The organism is Variovorax davisae (assembly GCF_030316845.1).
GTDB lineage: Bacteria > Pseudomonadota > Gammaproteobacteria > Burkholderiales > Burkholderiaceae_C > Variovorax > Variovorax davisae.
Window position 1 is genome coordinate 337,925 of record NZ_JASZYS010000004.1, and the last position, 18,084, is coordinate 356,008.

14 protein-coding genes are annotated in these 18,084 nt (G+C 57.3%); 7 read left to right on the forward strand and 7 right to left on the reverse strand.

The window, feature by feature from the left end; genetic code table 11:
• Positions 1-12: 12 nt before the first annotated feature.
• The gene (locus tag QTI33_RS12010) at positions 13-450 is read right to left on the reverse strand and encodes a helix-turn-helix domain-containing protein (protein ID WP_286506172.1); all 438 of its coding nucleotides are present in this window, start codon (positions 448-450) and stop codon (positions 13-15) included.
• A 75-nt stretch (positions 451-525) separates the two neighbouring features.
• On the opposite strand from QTI33_RS12010, the gene QTI33_RS12015 reads away from it, so the two are divergent.
• The 4 genes from QTI33_RS12015 to QTI33_RS12030 all read left to right on the forward strand — a co-directional run bounded on the left by QTI33_RS12015 (position 526) and on the right by QTI33_RS12030 (position 5,792).
• On the forward strand, positions 526-1,380 hold the full coding sequence (locus QTI33_RS12015) for a class I SAM-dependent methyltransferase (protein WP_286506174.1): 855 nt from the start codon (positions 526-528) through the stop codon (positions 1,378-1,380).
• A gap of 111 nt (positions 1,381-1,491) precedes the next feature.
• Positions 1,492-3,153, forward strand: coding sequence for an AAA family ATPase (locus tag QTI33_RS12020; RefSeq protein WP_286506175.1), 1,662 nt, complete (start codon positions 1,492-1,494; stop codon positions 3,151-3,153).
• Positions 3,150-4,013 carry a hypothetical protein gene (locus QTI33_RS12025; RefSeq protein WP_286506176.1) on the forward strand — a complete coding sequence of 288 codons (864 nt, stop codon included), beginning with the start codon at positions 3,150-3,152 and terminating at the stop codon, positions 4,011-4,013. The genes QTI33_RS12020 and QTI33_RS12025 overlap by 4 nt, the downstream gene beginning before the upstream one ends.
• A 312-nt stretch (positions 4,014-4,325) precedes the next feature.
• The gene (locus QTI33_RS12030) at positions 4,326-5,792 is read left to right on the forward strand and encodes a DUF8370 family protein (protein ID WP_286506178.1); all 1,467 of its coding nucleotides are present in this window, start codon (positions 4,326-4,328) and stop codon (positions 5,790-5,792) included.
• 353 nt (positions 5,793-6,145) lie between these two features.
• Here the strand turns inward: QTI33_RS12030 and QTI33_RS12035 are convergent, their stop codons facing one another.
• The 4 genes from QTI33_RS12035 to QTI33_RS12050 all read right to left on the reverse strand — a co-directional run bounded on the left by QTI33_RS12035 (position 6,146) and on the right by QTI33_RS12050 (position 12,057).
• Positions 6,146-6,967 carry a hypothetical protein gene (locus tag QTI33_RS12035; RefSeq protein ID WP_286506179.1) on the reverse strand — a complete coding sequence of 274 codons (822 nt, stop codon included), beginning with the start codon at positions 6,965-6,967 and terminating at the stop codon, positions 6,146-6,148.
• Between the two features lie 137 nt (positions 6,968-7,104).
• Positions 7,105-9,699: a DEAD/DEAH box helicase gene (locus QTI33_RS12040; RefSeq protein ID WP_286506180.1), complete on the reverse strand. Its 2,595-nt coding sequence runs from the start codon at positions 9,697-9,699 to the stop codon at positions 7,105-7,107.
• A 3-nt stretch (positions 9,700-9,702) separates the two neighbouring features.
• Positions 9,703-11,796 (reverse strand): site-specific DNA-methyltransferase, encoded by a 2,094-nt coding sequence (locus QTI33_RS12045; protein ID WP_286506181.1) that lies wholly within the window; start codon positions 11,794-11,796, stop codon positions 9,703-9,705.
• 69 nt (positions 11,797-11,865) lie between these two features.
• A complete protein-coding gene (locus QTI33_RS12050; RefSeq protein WP_286506182.1) occupies positions 11,866-12,057 on the reverse strand; it encodes a helix-turn-helix domain-containing protein in 192 nt (63 codons plus the stop codon).
• Between the two features lie 604 nt (positions 12,058-12,661).
• On the opposite strand from QTI33_RS12050, the gene QTI33_RS12055 reads away from it, so the two are divergent.
• Complete coding sequence (locus tag QTI33_RS12055; RefSeq protein WP_286506183.1) at positions 12,662-13,510, forward strand: hypothetical protein; 849 nt, start codon at positions 12,662-12,664, stop codon at positions 13,508-13,510.
• A 425-nt stretch (positions 13,511-13,935) separates the two neighbouring features.
• Positions 13,936-14,508, forward strand: a complete 573-nt coding sequence (locus QTI33_RS12060; protein WP_286506184.1) for a hypothetical protein — start codon at positions 13,936-13,938, stop codon at positions 14,506-14,508.
• Between the two features lie 84 nt (positions 14,509-14,592).
• Here QTI33_RS12060 and QTI33_RS12065 read toward each other — a convergent pair whose 3' ends face one another.
• On the reverse strand, positions 14,593-16,248 hold the full coding sequence (locus QTI33_RS12065; protein ID WP_286506185.1) for an HNH endonuclease: 1,656 nt from the start codon (positions 16,246-16,248) through the stop codon (positions 14,593-14,595).
• Positions 16,249-16,336: 88 nt separating this feature from the next.
• Complete coding sequence (locus tag QTI33_RS12070) at positions 16,337-16,723, reverse strand: helix-turn-helix domain-containing protein (RefSeq protein WP_286506186.1); 387 nt, start codon at positions 16,721-16,723, stop codon at positions 16,337-16,339.
• Between the two features lie 395 nt (positions 16,724-17,118).
• Here QTI33_RS12070 and QTI33_RS12075 point away from each other — a divergent pair, with 395 nt between their 5' ends.
• Positions 17,119-18,003 carry a polysaccharide deacetylase family protein gene (locus QTI33_RS12075; protein WP_286506188.1) on the forward strand — a complete coding sequence of 295 codons (885 nt, stop codon included), beginning with the start codon at positions 17,119-17,121 and terminating at the stop codon, positions 18,001-18,003.
• Positions 18,004-18,084: the final 81 nt, after the last annotated feature.

The window sequence follows — 18,084 nt, forward strand, 5'->3', positions numbered from 1 at the left end:
GCGCGCTCCGAACTAGCTCCCCGGCGCCTTCGCAACCCTCTTTCTTCCCACCCCCACACCCCCAGCCCCCGCAGCCCGCACGATCCGTTGAAAGGTCGGGCATTCCATATGGCTGGGCGCCGGGCAGGCGGCCGCGTGCCGCAGCCCGTCGCGCATGGCGCTCAGCTTGCGGATCGTGCGGTCGAGCTCGTCCGCCTTGGCCGCGAGCAGCTGGCGGTCGATGCGCGGCTGCCCCTCGGGCGCGAACATGCGCGCGATCTCGTCGAGCGAGAAGCCGGCGGCGCGCCCCAGCGCGATCAGCGCAAGCCGTTCGAGCACGCCGGGATCGAACAGGCGGCGCAGCCCGCGCCGGCCGGTGGAGGCGATCAGCCCCTTTTCGTCATAGAAGCGCAGCGTCGATGCGGGAACGCCCGATTGCTGCGCCACCTCGGCAATGTCCAGCTGTCTCACCCTCTTGACCTCAAGTCGACTTGAAGTTGCACAGTCTAGCTCCCGCCTCTAGAGGGCAAGCAAAGGAAGACGAGCATGGATGCCATCACGCACCCCACCGACAACGAGCAGACCGCGCTGTGGAACGGCCGCGCCGGACGCGCCTGGGTCGACGCACAGGAGGTGCTCGACCAGATGTTCAAGCCGTTCGAAGACCGGCTCGCCGAAGCGGTGCGCGCCGCAGATGCGCACCGGGTGCTCGACGTCGGCTGCGGCACGGGCAGCACGACGCTCGCCGTGGCGCGGCTGCTCGGCGCCGAGGGCCGCTGCACCGGCATCGACATTTCGGAGCCGATGATCGCCGCCGCCCGGGCCCGCGCCGAACGCGAAGGCACGCCGGCCAGCTTCGTCGGCGCCGACGCGCAGACCCACGCGTTCGAGCCTGCGAGCTTCGACATGATCATTTCGCGCTTCGGCGTCATGTTCTTCGACGACCCGGCCAGAGCCTTTGCGAACCTGCGGCGTGCCGCGAGGGATGGCGCCGAGTTGCGCTTCGTCGCCTGGCGGAGTGCCGCGGAGAATCCGTTCATGACGACGGCAGAGCGGGCTGCGGCGCCGCTGCTGCCGAACCTGCCCGCCCGCCAGCCGGATGCGCCGGGGCAGTTCGCGTTTGCCGACCGGCGCCGGGTCTACGCCATCCTGGAGGAGAGCGGGTGGGGCGAGATCGATATTCGGCCGATCGATGTGGCGTGCACCATGCCTGAGAGAGAGTTGGTTGGCTACCTGACGCGGCTTGGTCCGGTCGGGCTGGTTCTTCAGGAGGCGGACGAGCGCGCTCGGATGCGGATCATCGAAACGGTGCGCGACGCGTTTGAGCCCTATGTGCATGGGGATGAAGTTCGGCTTACGGCGGCCTGCTGGCTGGTTGGTGCTCGGGCGGTGTCTGTCTGAACTTCGCGGATTTAGGCTAGTGGGAAACACGCTGATACATTCGAACGTTTGCATTCCCGTCCTCTTGATCTGTTCGAAGCGTCAACTCATCGCACGTAGGAGAAATCAAACATGGTGCAGAAGTTATCCGGTAGTCGTCGCGAGTCCAACTTACGTGTGCTTTTTGGACAGCGCGCTGCGTTGGGCATAGAACTCGCGCCGAACACAGTGATGATTGTCCCGTCTGTCGACGGCTGGAATGACTTCGGGCATCACACCCGGATCGATTTCCGGATCCGCATGCGCTCGGCAAGCAAGCCAGTTGCGGCCAGTGGGTTCATTGGTTTCGTTGCCCCTGACGCAGATCAGAACGGCAAGGACCTGCTTGAGCAATTGGTTGCCACCCGGGGTGAGTCAACCGTAAACGCAACGGCCGATGACCGCTTCTTCACTATGCTTCCCGACATGGAGTCCTATCGGAGGCTGGTACAAATCCTGGATGCCGACGACGCCACAGAAGCATTGACTGCAGTAAACGATCTCGTAGCCTTGAACGAGTTCGATTCGACTGGAGAGATCCTGGAAATCGCGACTCAGTCAGAAGTGTTCGCACTTTCCTTCATGCGCAGTTCGGACTCGTACTTCGCGTACAAGAACGCTGGGCAACTGTTGCGAGGGCTGTCGAGTGAGAGCACCGGCATCTTGTCTCCAAGCTTGGCCATTCGATTTCAGCTGCCGGGCCGTGGGAACGAGCACGATCTCAAATTCAACTTCGATCACGCCGCTGATTTGCCGAAGCGAATCGCGGTAATCATCGGGAAGAATGGCGTCGGCAAAAGCCAGACGCTGGGCCGAATCGTCCGTGCAGCCATTGATGGCAACGAAACGTTGACTGATGGAACCGAGGGCGGTCGACCGCTCATCAACCGAATTCTCGCATTTGCACCAACGAATGAGGCCGAGTCAGTCTTCCCTACAGACAAGAGGAAGCGACCGCGTATTTGGTACCAGCGCTATTCGATGAATCGTTCGCGCCGATCCAGGCGGAACGACTATGTATCAGACCTGATCGTTCAGGTAGCGCGATCGACGCAAACCATTGCTTCAAAGTCCCGCTGGGAGATCTTCACAGAGGCGCTCAATGCCATCGCGGCGCCTTGGCAGATCAATCTAGTCACCAAGGCATCATCGGCGACTTACGTGCCGCTGGCCGGGCTACCCAACGGACCAGAGCAAAGGGTATTAGCGAGATTTGCTTCGATCGACGTCAAAAAGGAACCCGCGCGCGTGGTGGGAAAAGAAGGCTACCCGTTGAGCAGCGGGGAGATATCCTTCTTGAAGTTTGCAGCGCAGGCCAGCTTGCATATCGAGAATGGATCACTCCTGTTGCTGGACGAACCGGAAACACATCTGCACCCCAACTTCATCAGTCGATTTGTGTCCTTGTTAGACAGCTTGCTGGAATCAACCGGATCATCGGCCATCATCGCAACACACTCAGCGTACTTCGTTCGGGAAGTGTTTCGTGAACAGGTTACCGTCCTAAGCGTGGATAGCGAAGATATGGTGCGGGTACAGCGACCGAAGCTGAGAACCTTCGGCGCAGACGTTGGTGCAATCTCCTATTTTGTGTTTGGCGAAGACGAACCGTCGAGGTTAGCCGGTGAAGTCGAGCGCAGGCTGCTCGCCACGAATCTCGCGTGGTCTCACATCTACGAGCAATACAAGGACGAGCTTTCGCTAGAAATGCTGAATGCTCTGCGCGCAGCGATCGAAGGCAAGGAGCGCGCGTGAACAAGATTCCCTTGCCACCGTATGACGATGCTGGGGCGTTCCTTACCCTGTCAAACAATCATCTTTTGGCAAGCTATCCGCAGCTTCAGGCAGTGGTTGGAACTGTCCAGTCCAGCTACGCGCATTACGTGGCCGCTCGTGGCGCTCCTCTTCTTGTGTTGCAGCCCGTGGGTGACAACGTCGCGAAGTTCCTGAAAGGGCACTATTCGTCGCCTCCGACTGATTTAGCTCACATTACCGAGATGCGCGAGTCATCCGAGCATCTCGTCTGCCCCATGTGTGGGTCAATGCACAGCGGCACGCTTGATCACTACCTACCCAAGAATGGATTTCCGACTTTCGCCATCTTCTCGAAGAATCTCGTCCCGGCGTGCAAGTGCAACAGCAAGAGAAAAGAGACGCTCACGGGCGCCAGCCCAAACGAGCGCGTGTTGCATCCATACTTCGATGAGTGTCTGGGGGAGCGACTTGTAAGGGCTCAGTTCGACGACCTAGGCGATGTGCCTCGAGTCTCGCTCTCCTTGATGATTCCGAATACACATCCGCACCATTCCGCGATCAGCTTTCATGTTCGATCGATTGTTCAAAGGTCAGCGCTTCGGAAGTACCTGGCAGATCGATGGAGTTCGCTGTTTCGCAAGCCAAGTCTCGTAGTTCGCGCGCTTGGGAAGAACGTTGCGACAGCAGCCGAACTGGATGAGATCCTGGAGAATGAGCGCGACGCCCTTGACGACTTGCACAGGGGAAAGAACAACTGGAACTCGATTTTCGTGTCTGGCTTGCTCCAACCGCCCGTTGTGATTTGGTTAACCGCTCGACTATCGGTTCCAGGGCGCGAGCCGGATAGCCCTCTTGGCTAGCGCTTTTACGGAGCGGCTGGTCACCGCGTCGAGACCTAGCCATTTGTCACGCCGGCATACAGCCGTCTCGACTGCTTCCAGGCGCTTCAAAGAAGCCGTGCACCTTTTGCGGTCAACCCATCGGCTGAGGCCAACCTGTGGGGGAAATGTCTCGCTTCGGTTGTTGTCCGTGGGCGCCCTGCCGTGGGCTGTGCGCCCGCCACGCCGCTCGCTGCGAACCAGAGACTAGGCCCATCAGTCATCAATTCTGTTGATGAATTCCCACACCTGAGATAGACAAGAGATTCTTGATGTGTGACGATGTGTATCAAGATGACTGATAAACCTCAATTCAAAATTTATTTTTCTGATTTTTTCGGTGTAACGCCTAAGAAAATTGAAGAATATGGTGCATTTAACATTTCCTTGATCAATGATCTTCCGCTATTTGTAGACCCATTTTTACTGTTTAATAGTGAAAATGAAGAATACCGTGTCCAACATGATCAACTTATCAAGTACATGGTTTTTCTTAAGGGGAAATCAAAGCAAAACTTGCCGAAAGGATTGGTTCAGGCTTGGTACTATTTTCCCGAGGTCAAGCAGAATTGGCTTGGCTTCAGCAAGACGGGAAATAATGGCAGAGGGCTGGGGCAAGAGTTTGCAGTATCGCTCAAGAACAATTTGACGTCTATTTTTAGTGATTTTGGGGAAGAAGAAAATTCTCACACTCAGCTGGGGAAGCTGACTTTAATAAAAAATGGCGTCGGAAAAGATCAAATAAGTGATTTCACATGCAATTTGATACGCGGTTTTTTGGCAAAATATACGCAAGATTTTGCGGAAAAAAATATTGCAAGATCAAAACTTAAGGTTTTCAATATTCCGAAGGCTCGTTTCAATTTTCAGACGGAAACATGGGCATCAGGAAAATTTTTGCTGCCCCGTTATGGGAATGATTTTGTACTTTTGACGCCCATAGATATTCTCACGAAAGATGAGGCGTGGATTTCTCATCGTGGATTCATTGAGGATTTTTCCGGCATAGTGGAATCGGTCTCAAACGAACAACTTAGAGTGCAGATAAGTCGATACCTGGCCGATGAACTTCCCATAGATCCAACGCTTGCCGAGCGAGAGGTCGCAATCGAAAAGGCCGCCAGACGGTTTCCGTTTCTAATGGACGAGTATGTTCGAAAAAAGGAACGAGACGGCTCTGGCGCGCGAGAAAGCAGCGCTGAAAAAGTACAAGCTGCCCAACAGATTTTTGTGAACTCCCTTTACACCCTCACGCGTCTGTTGGGGGGGACAAAATTTTACGAAACGAAACCAAATAGTCGCGAGGAAGGTCTGCGTCGAATTTCGTTTTTAAAGCACGTGATAGAAAAGCAGGATGGTTACCGTCTTTTTTATGTGAAAGGTAAGCCCGTCTCTAGAGAGAGTGATCTGCAGGTCATGTTTAAATTGACATGGTTTGCTTCCGAATTTAGTTCGGATGCCGAAGTCAATAACGGCCGTGGGTCGGCTGACTTTCAAGTGTCGTATGGCAGCGCGGACAAGACGATCATCGAATTCAAACTTGCCAAGAACTCACAGCTTGAAAAAAATCTGCTGCATCAGTCGGAAATTTACTCTGACGCCGCGCGTGCCACGCATCCCCCGATCAAAGCCATCTTGTTTTTCAATGATCGCGAACTTGTCAAAACACGCTCGTTACTTTCGAAGCATGGGTTGGATAATTGTCACGACGTGGTGCTGATCGATGCTCGCCGTCAAGATTCAGCGTCCAAAGCAGGTTGATCTTTCGGTTCCTGGGTCCAGAATGGCATGACAGATCATTGGCTGCCTCTTGGCACGCTCGAACGAGAACGGGGGTTTGAGCAAGGTAATGGCCCAATTGACGGTTCTTGGGCAGCGCGTAGGAGGCGTGGCAGGTGCATCGACGATAAACAAGGGCGGCGTAGCCGCCCGCCAGGTAAAGACCGAACGACGTCACAGCTCTCCGTGGAGCGACGCGTCGCCGGCCGCAACTCATCACCTCACGTTGGCGAGCGAACTACCGAAGAACGCCCCTGTGTGCAGCCCGACCGGCCTTTAGCACCCAACCGCCAAACCCAAAAATCAGTCATTCGCGGTAGTGCTTTAATCGTTCCTCAGACCGCTGTGCACGTCGGTGGCTGCATCTCCTTAATTTTGTCTCCATGCACGTCTGCCCATAAATCGTGCTGATCCGCGCCGGCGATAAAATTTCCGCTGTCGATTGCATCTGCAATCGCCGCGTTTGATAGAAAGCGCGGCTTCATGTCAGGGAAAACGAAGGCGTGCCATCCAAGCGGGCTGTTCTCGCTAAGAAAAGGTCTAACACTGCTATGAGATACCCTGAATCGTGTGTCCCGGTTGCGCTTCTTGATCTCAAAAGTCAGACCACAGCGAGCGCACTCGAGGTCCGGGCGCCTTTGCCTCTTTGTTTCGTCATATTTGATCTCAAAATATCCGGGCGTTTGGAGTAGACGGGCGTCGAATGAGTGTCCGGATCTATCTCGAAGCATTCTTGCAACGATTCGCTCCGCTTTTTCTCCCGCCTTTGCCCTCATAGCAAAGAGTCCATCCTCCTTTTGGGAGAAGATTCCAGCATGTTGGGGAGTTCCAATATAGACGATGTGTATCCAGAAAAAATCGATCGGAACAAAACCGTCTTGCGCTGGATGTGCGACGGCGTCAATTAAGTCGCCGCGCTCAAGTACCCTCTTCAGGTACTCAATCGCAGTGACCCATTCGGTGCCGAAGAACAAGCGATGATCGCGACGGATGATGAGTGAACCATCGAATTCCTGAAGACGAAGTTGTAGCCAGCCATCATTGGTCGAAAAATCGTCAATTCTCAATCCGCGGATTAACGCTGGCTTGACTAATGAAAAAATGTCGTCACGAGGGCATTTTTCAATCCCAAAAATCGTGCTTGGAGTGTATTCCATCTGCTCCTTTTTAGCTGCATTGAGCGGCGTTGTCGTGCACGGCAATATCAATATTGCCGCTGAGGGTTTGCCTTATTCCGCGAGGTCTCGCATCGATCAATTTTTGATCGACCCAGATATGGATATGTTCGAACTACCTATTGGTAGTCACTGGCAAGATCACCGCGATAAAGGGTCACGGCGTCGTCGGCATTGGCGATTGCCCTGCGCACTTCTTCCCGAGTCAAATCTAGCAGTCGCAGGTTCTTGCCCACCTCCGCGATGGATTCAATGCGTCGGTACGTGTCAACGTGCTGAGCGGCGTACTCGGCCAAGCCCTGCAATTTCGGAAGTGCATCACTGAAATGAGGGCCATGCGGATCAATGATGTCCGCGACGATCGCGCCGTCTTTCTGTGCTGCGAAGAAGATGAAGTCTGGTCGAACAATGTTGTATTGGGCGCCCGCTCGATAGGCTACGCCAAGTGAGGACTGACCAGGCTGCTGTGGATTGCGATACCAAGCGCGAAATCCGGTGCGCTTCATTTCGGTCTCTAGAACCGCCTTTTCCCAGGTGTTTAATTCGGCAGGATAATTGTCCGATTCGTCGCAGAGTAGGTGACCGCCAAAGGTCGGCAGCGTTGTGACCTTCTCTTGTTCCAAAACAGATGTCGGCTCGTCTCTGGTCTCTGGCTTGACAAGGTCCACGTCCTGAGGCTCGCTACTCATCTCTTTGACTTGGCGATATGCCTCTTGCCGATCGTGTGCGAGGGTCCTAATGTCCACTCGATATTTCGTAAGCCACGCTTTGGCCAACTTGTCGGCCTCTGCGTCAAGGTAGGGTTGGAGCTCGGCGATCATCCCGAGCGACGCGATATCCACGCGCGCTTCGACCAGCGCTTCCAGGTACTCCTCGGAGTCATCCGGGTCCGCCTTTCGCCGGGCCAGCATCTCGGTGTACGTGCGTGCAACGTCGGGCGTGATGATGCGGGCTGCGCGGTGGAAGGCGTCGTCGATGACAGCTATGTCGGCATCTTCCCAGAACTGATTGAAGGATTTGGACTTGCCCTTCAGATCGGCTACGAGCGACTGACCTTCAACATTCATCACCCCCTCGCGCTTTGCGGCAATGTCGTCGGACCAGCGTGCTTGCGCGCCGTCGAGCACCCTATGCAGTTCAGCGTGGGCCTTCTTGCCTGCATCCGGCAACAGGCCATCCCAAGCCAGTTCATGCGCCAGGGCCGTCAGGCGCCTGGGCGACCGGGCTGCGCGCTGCGGGCGGGTTTGGCTCGGCAGTGACTCGAACTTTGCCCAAACTGCTTGAGGCACGGAGGTCGATGGCCGCATTGCCTCCGGATTGATGAGCACGCGTCCAGCCGGTGGCGGATCGCCATCGTCGTTTCCGCCGCCATTCATAAGAGCATCCGCCACCGCGCCCACCGTCTTGGCGTCGAACAGCGGTAGGAGACAGTGCACCGAATTCAACTGATCGTTGCCGGGAATGCGGCGCGCCAAGGGCGTACGAACCATACGGCCCAGTAGTTGGGTGATGTGGGTGCGGTCCACGGCCGTACGGAAGGAGACCATCACTTCGGCTCTTGGGCAGTCCCAGCCGGTACTGATGGCGTCCTTGGCGATCAGCACGCGCACCCAAGTTGCGTCCTGGACTCGCTCTGGCGAGATGTAGGGCACCTTGTACGGGCCAAACTGCTGGATGGAGTGATCGCCTAAGACGTGGGCCACACAATCGCCGGGAACCTCCGGCCATTGTTGGAAGATCGTCGCCAGAGCCTGTCCGATCTCTTTCGGGTCCGGTGTATTCGGCACCTGCAAGACCATCAGCGGCTTGACCGTCTGCGAACTACCTTGCTGGCTGGCATAAGCGGCCCAAGCGAGAGAGGACTCCTTCAGCTTGTCAGCTGCGCGGCGGACGATGACCGTGTCGAACTTTCCAGCTTCATCGGGAATGTCGAGAATGATCGTGTCCTTGAGCAGGCCGGACTCCTGTACCTTCTGCGCGTCGACGACGACGTTGGGAAGTGTGCCGCGCCCTAGCGCGCCTTCCATTGCCTTATTGAAGCGTTCCACCGTCGCCGAGATGCCCCACACCACTGGGATGCTCGGTACGCCGTGCACGCCATTGATGAGCCGCAGCACGATAGTGGACTTGGCAGTCTGCGCAGCCTTACTCGGGCTGCCCATGCCGCGATGGGCTTCATCGAGCACCAGGTACAGGGTCAGCGACGAGTCTTCAACAGTATTGCGGATCGTGTCCCAAATCGTGTGTGAACGAAGGTCGGGACGTGTTTCGGGGAATAGGCCACCGCTGTCGATTCCCTCGAATCCGCGAACCAACAAGCTGTTTTTTCCTAGCTTCTGCGTGTTCAAGAAGTAGATCTTCCGCGCCTCGAACTTGGCCCGATTGAAACTGTTTTCAACCACCACGAGGTCAGTATGGTTGAGCCGATCTGAGGCTTCCATTAGGCGGAATCGAGTCTGCTCATTGAGTGCCGGATCGTCGCTGAACCAGATAACGACCGCACCGGGATCGGCGTCGAAGTCGTACTCATCTTCACCATGGAACAGTGCCTCGAACACGGCCGCCGCCATCACGGTCTTTCCGGCGCCAGTGACGGCGGTCAGCGAAAACGCATGCTTATCCCCTTCTTCATACCAGCGTCTGCGAGCCTTCTTCAGATTGGTCAGGGCTTCACGCACTGCCTCGATTTGGTAGTCTTTTAGCGTGAATTTCATGCCCTATTCCCCGTTGGCAAAGCTGAAATTTGTCAGATACGACTCGTACAGCCGCACCGGTTCTACGTGGCTGGGCAAGTGGCGTGCGACAGCCTGAAATCGTCGCTCGTCATCAGTCACGATATAGACGATGCGCAGTTCCTTTGCCTTGGCGACCGCCTTGTAGAAAGGCGCAGCATTGTCAACGTCCACCAGCAGACCAAAGTTGTCTACCACCGCCCAGCCGGTAGTAGGCAGTCGGTCGACCTGTCGGCCGCGGCTGCCTGCGCGTAGCCACAGTAGCGGCGCGATGCGCGAGAAGGCCGCGTGGTGGCTCACCGACACCGGCGTCTCATAGGTCAACGTGAAGAACTCAGCGTTTTCCTCGAATCCCTCGGCTATTGGGAACTCGTCTGTGAACTTGTAGTCGCCCTGGATTGCCTGACCGTCCGGCGTCTCGCCGGTGATGGCGGCGGCAATGCGCGGCTTGGTAATGTGGTCGCAGATGCCCCACTGCTCCCATTCCGCGTCGCCGGGACGCAGGCCTTTTTCACGCAAAGTCCGCTGCTCGCTCGCCGCCACTTCGTTGTTGGTGACGCTGATGCACTGGCGACGGCCACCATCTTGGCGATTCAGGCGCATCACAGCATGAGCTGTGGTTCCGGAGCCTGAAAAGAAGTCGAGAACCACGGCGTCGGGTTTGCCACCAACGAACAGGCGCAGTGCATCCTCGACGGCGTAGAGTGATTTCGGGAAAGGAAAGGCGCGGCCTGGGATGAGTGCACGAAGCAATGAAGTGCCATATGCCCCAGCATCGTGCTTCGATTCGCGCCAAACCGTGCCTGGCCGCGCAGCCTTGCCGCCAGGAATTACCACTATCTTCGATCCATCCGGTCGAATCCCTGCAACTCGGTATTCGCCGCGCACAACTCGTTTAATGTCTTCGGTTGAGAGGTACGCAATCGTGTACGGCTGATGCTCGTTCCCCGGTGTAACTCGGACATAGCCTCCATCGAGAGCCTGTTGCAAACTGGGGCCAGTGAGGCCCCAGATCAAGGGAGTCCCATCCGGTGCGATAGGAAATACGGGTGTCGCGCCTTTCACAACGGGAACGTCTTCAATTCGATCATCGTTCGACAACGGATCACCAATACCAACGATCTTCATTGTTTCGCGGTCGACATACACAGGGTAGAACTGCCGCGGACGCGAGCCGCGTACAAGCGAACGCTGAGTGCGACGGAGATAGAGCCATCGGACCTCCGCATCACTGCCTGAACGTTCTCCAGTACCGATTTCTACATTGCCGATAAACACAAAAAAGGCGTACTCATCGACTCGGGAGAATTCGTTGGCGCGGCTCGTACTTCTCGGGCTGATGGTGATGCTGACCATTTGAACTCTGCTGCCTTCAAAGATCTGCTCCAAGAGCAACCCTAGCCGCAGGTACTCTTTCTCATCAATAGTGAGGATTAACACCGAGTTCGCAGGATTCAGTAGTTCCTTCGCGATCAGAAGTCGTCGTTCCATCATCGCCAGCCACTTGCTGTGGCGGTACAAATCGTCGCCCTCAACGTAGTCGTTGTTGTACTTCCAGTCCTTCGCGCCGGTGTTGTATGGCGGGTCGATGTAGATCGCATCGACCTTGCCACGATGTGTATAGGTCAGCGCCCTTAGCACGTGGTAGTTCTCGCCGTTGATCACCGTGTGACAGGGCTTGTCGCCGCCATGTTCGACCCGGCCGGTGCTCACGAGCCCCGGGTAGATGGTGTCGCGGAACTCGGCCACTACGACTAGGTTGTCTAGCGGGAGCGTGCGGCTCTCTCGCTCCCGCGCATCCAGCAGTTCCAGTTCGGCGACTTTGCCCTGGTCAGTTTTGGTGATGCGCGAAACCTGCCACAGCCTTGAATCGCCCTTGGTAGCAGAGCCGCGTTCCGGGAGCACTCGCACCTTATCGCCCTTGCGTACTGGGCGCTGCGGCAGTTCCACCGCTTCGGGGCTATGGCGCTCGAAGTTCAGCCCGAACGGCAGGCGGGATGAAAGGACTCTGAATTCTCGTTCCAGATCGGCGCCCAGCAGTGGATTCTTGATCTTGGTTTGCGCGATCAGGTCAGTCAATCTAGACATCGAGTTCGTTCTTCCGTTTTCATCCGCTGAGCTGTTGATAGATAGGGCGGTTGGGGCACGCTAAGGCATCTTCTTCTTGATGCTTGCGGCAATCCAACGATCGAGATCGGATCGACGGATGCGCCACGTCCCGCCGAGTTTGAAGGCGGGAATTTCTCCCTTCTGCGCAAGGCGATAGACCGTACGTTTCCCTGCCTTGAGGTATACGGCGACTTCGTCGAGCGTAAGGATCTCGCCTTCTAGAATCTCCATCCTGCCCCCATGTCAGACTGGCCAAGACTGGCCAAGACTGGCCAAGACTGGCCAAGACTGGCCAAGACTGGCCAATTCTGACACATCGCATCTGATTGGCTGGCGGACGGGAGACGGGACATCAGGCTGCGGTTCTCCAAGGCTCTACTGCAACGCTGCTGTTTCCCAGCCGGACGCCGGGTAGACAGGGGGATGGAGGCTTCCTCCTCCATCCCGATGAACGAAGGCGATTCCTGCCAAGAGGGGCTAGCTTCTTCCATTGTCCCTAGGCACGCTGTCGCGGGGAATGAAGGTCTCACACATGCTCGACCGCGCGAGGTCCGGTAGATCGAGCGACCCCAACACTTCCGTCTGTGTTTGCGTTTTTCCTGGCTTCCGTTTGACCATGGAGCACCCGCATCCTCGTTTGAGGGGCTCGTCACTGGGCGCACGATCCGGCTCGGCCGTGCCTCGATTGCTCGAAGCGAGCGATTCGCGCGGCTGCTTAATTTGCCCCAACAGCCGAAGAGCATCAAGGATCGTCACGTTGCGCCCGACAGCATGTGCCAGCGTCGATCTTAAGGTGAGGTATCGTCAACGCCAATTTGTCCACCCGCCCAAGGCCATGTCCAGCCAAACTACAGACCGCCCCCGAACCATGCATTGGTTGGCTGCCTTTATTTCGATATCGTCGGCGACCGGAATTCTGCTTGCGATGCTTGGCTATGGAGTAGCGCTGTCGGCGCAGGAAAAGTTCGGCATTCCGTACGCCACTGTCTTCAGTTCGACTTCAGATCTCTTCAGCCTCGGAGGTTGGGCGATCGTCCAAGGCCTGGCACAACTCGACAGGCTGATGACCCTTGGCTTTTACGCTGACCTGTGGCGTCTTGTATCGCCCATCACTCTGCGTGTGCTGAGTCTGGTAGCGGGAATCTCATTAGTCGGCGGCATATTGCTGCTAGCTGGGCGATGGATAGCTCGGTTTGTAGCTCGCCAATCGTGGTGGCGGATGTGGACCAACAACGCGGGCGCCGCGATACACAGGAGTTCACCGATCGCACGAGTTGTCGCGTTCTTGTTCGCCGCCATTTGGACTCTGGTAGGCACCCCGGTACTGCTCACGCTCGGCGTCGTCCTAATCGTCGTCGTGTGCACAGCCCTCGCCGTAGTTCCGATGATCGGGATGGAGGCGGGCAAGTCGCACATTGATGCGTGGGTAGTTCGGCCGACGATCTGTTTCCCGCTCATCAAGCGTCAGGATAGGCTTGATGTCCGGCCTGCGATAGAGGGCGCCAGGCCGTCCAAGATACCCGCAGCAAGCTGCGTAGCAATAGCGAAGGCCAATGGTCAGGAGATCCGTGGAAGAGTAGTGTTCTCCACCTTCAACGCTATCGTGCTATATGACCCAGTGTCTGGCGCGGTTCGGCGCGTTCCGACCAACGACGGGACAGTCGAAGTCGTGGGCAGCCTTTGAGTGATTCGGTGATTAAGAAGGTGGTGGCAGCCTTGGCAGTATCACGACAGGCTGTAGACCTTCGCGATTCGGTGAAATTTGGCATTTAAAGTCAGGCTGAAGAAATGATTGGAATTGATACAAACACGATGCATCTGTACGAGGGCCTTGGAACCCCTCTGTATCCGGTGTGGCCTAACCCAGCAGTTTCCCAGGCAAGGCTCATACTTCAACCGTCGGATCGAGACCGGATTCCTACATCGCTTTTCAGTGATCCCCAGGCGCTGTTCTTTCGCGAAGACTCTTTTGATGCAGTGACGCGAATTCGAAGGGGCCGCCTATATGGTCCACAGCCGACTCAGCCGCAGCGATTGTCTGTGTACTCGCATCCATTCGACCACGAGGGCGTGCGACAGGTCGCGGCTGCTAGAGGATTACATAAGGATTTGTATACCTATGACCCATACGACGAGATCCTTCGCACGAAAAATCAAGGAGTCGGCCTCGACATTGCGGTTGGAAGCGGTTACGCGTCGATATGGCGCGTCGTGCAGACAGAACGAATGGCGAATCTGGATGTTCTTGTGACCCTCAAGGCATTGACGACGTTCGGAGTCCTCCCAGATATCGATGATGCGATGGTGCCCAGGCAGTCGCTTGGGGCGGTACGAGATGCCATGGACCGTGCGTCCGATTCTGCGTACCGGGAGATCCCCACGTCCGTCATCGATCAATGCCGCAATGCTGCAAATGTGGTCTTGTCACATTGGTTGGTCGCCAACGGCGCCGCGGATTCAGTTTTGAAGAACGATCTTGGAGCCACGCTGATTAAGGTGCAGCAGGATGCATCACGTAGGGAGGCGGCCTGCTTTGCGGGTAGCCTCATAAACCGCTTGCACCCGCGCGGGAAGGCGAATGAACAAGCATCGAAGGGATTGCGGGTACCGGTTGAAGAAGACAGCCTGATAGCGATTCAGGCGCTTGGTTTCATCCTCAGGGAAGTCGGCTGGGCGAAATAGGCAAGCCTCAAATCGCCGGAACATGTTGTTGAATGCCCGTGTCTTGAGGCGACGCGCTCGATGAGAAAAAAGGGCGCGTGCGAGCTAGGACTTGGGTCGAACCAGTTCCGCAACTTCAGCGACCGAGAGCCACTTCCGCGACGAGTGTACGACCCTGTGGCAGTTCGCGCAAAGTAGGGCCAGGTCTTCGATTCTCGTTCGGCCACCCTCGACAAGCGTGTGCACTGGCTTGGTGTGATGGACGTCGATGAGACCGCTGCCAGTAGGCCCGTATTTCGTTTCGAAGTCAAAACTGCAAGCCTCGCAGGATAGGCGTCCGTACTTCTTCAAGGCCTGTTTCTTTGCCTGATCAACGAGCTTGCGACTGCGTTCTCGAACCCGATGCATATGGGTCAAGACGCGACCTTCTGGAGCGTCGCAAATTCCTGGATCGTCCGTGCCGCCAAGATCCTGGTCTTCAGCGTGCTCATCCACTGCTCTCCGTATTGCGGCGCAAACTAAATTCAGCCGATCGTGGTCTTGCGAGAATTCGCCCCAGACGATCTCTTCGTCTTTGTTGCCTCTCGTGAGCCCCTTCTTGCCGTCCTTGATGTACTCGGGATCGAACCGGCGGAAGTTCATCATCTTCATATAGACGCCGTTGGTATTCCTGTAGGTATCAGCTTCCGCTAGACCCAAGACTCGGCCCATCTTGTTGAGGAAACTGGATAGCTCCGCCACTTCGGCAGTGTCCGCACCGGGTATGCGGCCTCCGTGCTTCAGATACAAGCCCAAAGCGAGAATGAGCTCGTCCCTGGTCCAGATGGGGTTGCGTTTCCGAGCAACTTCCTCCGCGTCGTCAGCGTCATCAGGCGGAACTCTCGCGTCCGCGAATTTCAAGGCCCACGCTTTCACGCGCTCTTCTGCGCTCGCAATGGCGTCCTTCCACGAAATGTGAGCTTGACCCGGCAGCCCTTCAGTTGCACGAAGGAGTTGGTCGAAGTCAGCCGACGACCACTGGCGTTCCTGCGCAGCGGCTTGCATCTGCGGGACCGGAAACGCCCAATCACGGCCTTGCTGGGCCCAGGCTTTGCTGAACGGAGCGTCTGCCGCACAGCCAAGTGGGGGAAGCTTGCAAAGGTAGCATGCGAAGTCGATCCGCGACTGAATATTTCCGTGCACCTGCCCGTACCGCTGCATGTCGTCCATGCTCATAACACGTGCAGCATCGGCATTGGTGAATGCTGGAATGTGGCCATCATTCTCGATAGCTCTGTCCCTAAGCCACATGATCAGAGTCGAGGTTCGAGTTTGAGTGTCGCTGTGGGTCGCCGCCGGGGGCTTCTCCGTCGGATTCCCAAGACCCAACGTTCGACGCGAGAACCATATTGCCCGCGATGAAAACTCGCCCTGGTGATCTAAAACGATCTGCTCGTAGGAGAGATCTTCGAGGTCGGCCTCTGCCAGTACTTGGAAACCCTGTGTGGGCTTTGCGCGGCACACGGCCTCTTCAGCCGCGTCGATGAGCCCGCGATTGCGGACCTGTTCAAGAGTGCGGCCAGGGTACTTGCCTTTCCTGCGCATGATGCCGACGTACTCGCTGATCGCCTGAACGATCTGACGCTCGGCCGGCGTCAAGCGGTCGACCTCAATTCCCGTCTTCTCTGTGACGAGGGCAAGCCCAAGGTCCGTTGATCGAGCCCGAATGGCCCTGGCGATTTCATCGGATAGACCATCGCGTTGCGCGATGTTTGATTCCAACTGCCGAAGGTCCTCCCAAGATCTGGTCTTTTGGATTGTCTGCTTTAGGCGATCATTCACGTTGTTGTCTCTAAGGCGCGACTTGCCGCTATGTCAGGGGGCGGCGATTGACTTTGCTCGGCGCCTTCTCCAACACCGCTTGGTTCGACCTGCGCAGAGGACCGCCCTTGGTCGATGGCGGAAACGTCTCGGTGATGCCTTCAAACAGGACAGAAAGCGTGGTCCCGAGGCAGTAGCAGATCGATCCCAGAGTGAGTAGCGAGGGATTGATGTAGCCGCATTCGAGCTTGGAAATGCGGGAACGCTCCACCTCAGCTTCGAAGGCGAGCATCACTTGCGTCTTCCCCGATGCCTTTCGGATGCGTTGCAGGTTTTGCCCGACGGCGATCGTCAGGGGGTTCGGAACGCGGGGCGTCTTCTTGGATCGACTTCTAGTTTTCGGGGCTGTTGCGGTCACCATGGCCGCGAGACTCAAGGAATGTGCCTATGGAGGAAACGTCTTAAACGACACATAATGAGAACGCGTGCCTTCCGAGGCACTCGCTTCATAGCCACAAAGGGGAATCAGAAGCCCCAGGGAGACAACATGAACCGCACGCCAAATTCTTTGCTGCCGTAGCGCCGCCGCGACGCACGGGCCGCCTCGTCACGCCGCCCCTGCGCATCCCTCTACCTCTATCTCGCCACGGTTGGACCGCGCGTGTTCGCGCCTGCCTGTCGATAGGGCATGCCGTCTGACGACACAGGCGTGGCTTCGGCTTTTCCGCCAACTTGCGGTCCGCGCATTCGCAGCGGGGACGACGCACGCCTGCACCGCATCACTTTGTCCGTGGAGCCCCGCTCCGTTTTCTTGCAACCCAGGGAGATGCAATGACCAAGTCCAAAGAAATCTACATATCCTTCGGCGTCGACGTAGACGCCGTATCCGGTTGGCTCGGCTCCTACGGCGGCCAGGATTCCCCCGACGACATCTCGCGCGGCATGTTCGCGGGCGAGGTCGGCGTGCCCCGCCTGCTGCGGCTCTTCGAGCGCCACGACATCAAGGCCTCGTGGTTCACGCCCGGCCATTCGATCGAGACCTTTCCCGCGCAGATGCAGGCGGTGGCCGATGCCGGCCACGAGATCGGCCTGCACGGCTACAGCCACGAGAACCCGATCGCGATGACGCCCGCGCAGGAAGAGATCGTGCTCGACAAGAGCATCGAGCTCGTCACCCGCCTCACGGGCCGGCCGCCCACCGGCTACGTGGCGCCGTGGTGGGAGTTCAGCCCGGTCACCAACGAGCTGCTGGTCAAGAAGGGCATCAAGTACGACCACAGCCTGATGCACCACGACTTCCATCCCTACTACGTGCGCGTCGGCGATTCGTGGACGAACATCGACTACAGCCAGCATCCCGATGCCTGGATGAAGCCGCTGCAGCGCGGCGTCGAGACCGACCTGGTCGAGATCCCGGCCAGCTGGTACCTCGACGACCTGCCGCCGATGATGTTCATCAAGAAGTCGCCCAACAGCCACGGCTACGTGAACCCGCGCGACGTCGAGCAGATGTGGCGCGACCAGTTTGACTGGGTGTATCGCGAGCTGGACTACGCGGTGTTCCCGATCACGCTGCACCCCGACGTCTCGGGCCACCCGCAGGTGCTGCTGATGCTGGAGCGCCTGATCCGGCACTTCAGCGCCTTCCCGGGGGTGCGGTTCGCGACCTATGACCAGGTGGCGGACGATTTTCTGCGGCGCGAGCCGCGCGTGTGAGCGGCACGCGCGCCCCCCTCATGCGGAGCCAAGGAGATGAAATGACAACCAGCGAGACACAGACAGCACCGCCCGGCCTGA

What these genes read in the sequence shown, in the direction of transcription:
- QTI33_RS12055 (WP_286506183.1), top strand. Translation starts at nt 12,662, where the DNA reads ATGTCCAGCCAAACTACAGACCGCCCCCGAACCATGCATTGGTTGGCT.
- QTI33_RS12030 (WP_286506178.1), top strand. Translation starts at nt 4,326, where the DNA reads ATGACTGATAAACCTCAATTCAAAATTTATTTTTCTGATTTTTTCGGT.
- QTI33_RS12035 (WP_286506179.1), bottom strand. Translation starts at nt 6,967, where the DNA reads ATGGAATACACTCCAAGCACGATTTTTGGGATTGAAAAATGCCCTCGT.
- QTI33_RS12015 (WP_286506174.1), top strand. Translation starts at nt 526, where the DNA reads ATGGATGCCATCACGCACCCCACCGACAACGAGCAGACCGCGCTGTGG.
- QTI33_RS12020 (WP_286506175.1), top strand. Translation starts at nt 1,492, where the DNA reads ATGGTGCAGAAGTTATCCGGTAGTCGTCGCGAGTCCAACTTACGTGTG.
- QTI33_RS12050 (WP_286506182.1), bottom strand. Translation starts at nt 12,057, where the DNA reads ATGGAGATTCTAGAAGGCGAGATCCTTACGCTCGACGAAGTCGCCGTA.
- QTI33_RS12075 (WP_286506188.1), top strand. Translation starts at nt 17,119, where the DNA reads ATGACCAAGTCCAAAGAAATCTACATATCCTTCGGCGTCGACGTAGAC.
- QTI33_RS12040 (WP_286506180.1), bottom strand. Translation starts at nt 9,699, where the DNA reads ATGAAATTCACGCTAAAAGACTACCAAATCGAGGCAGTGCGTGAAGCC.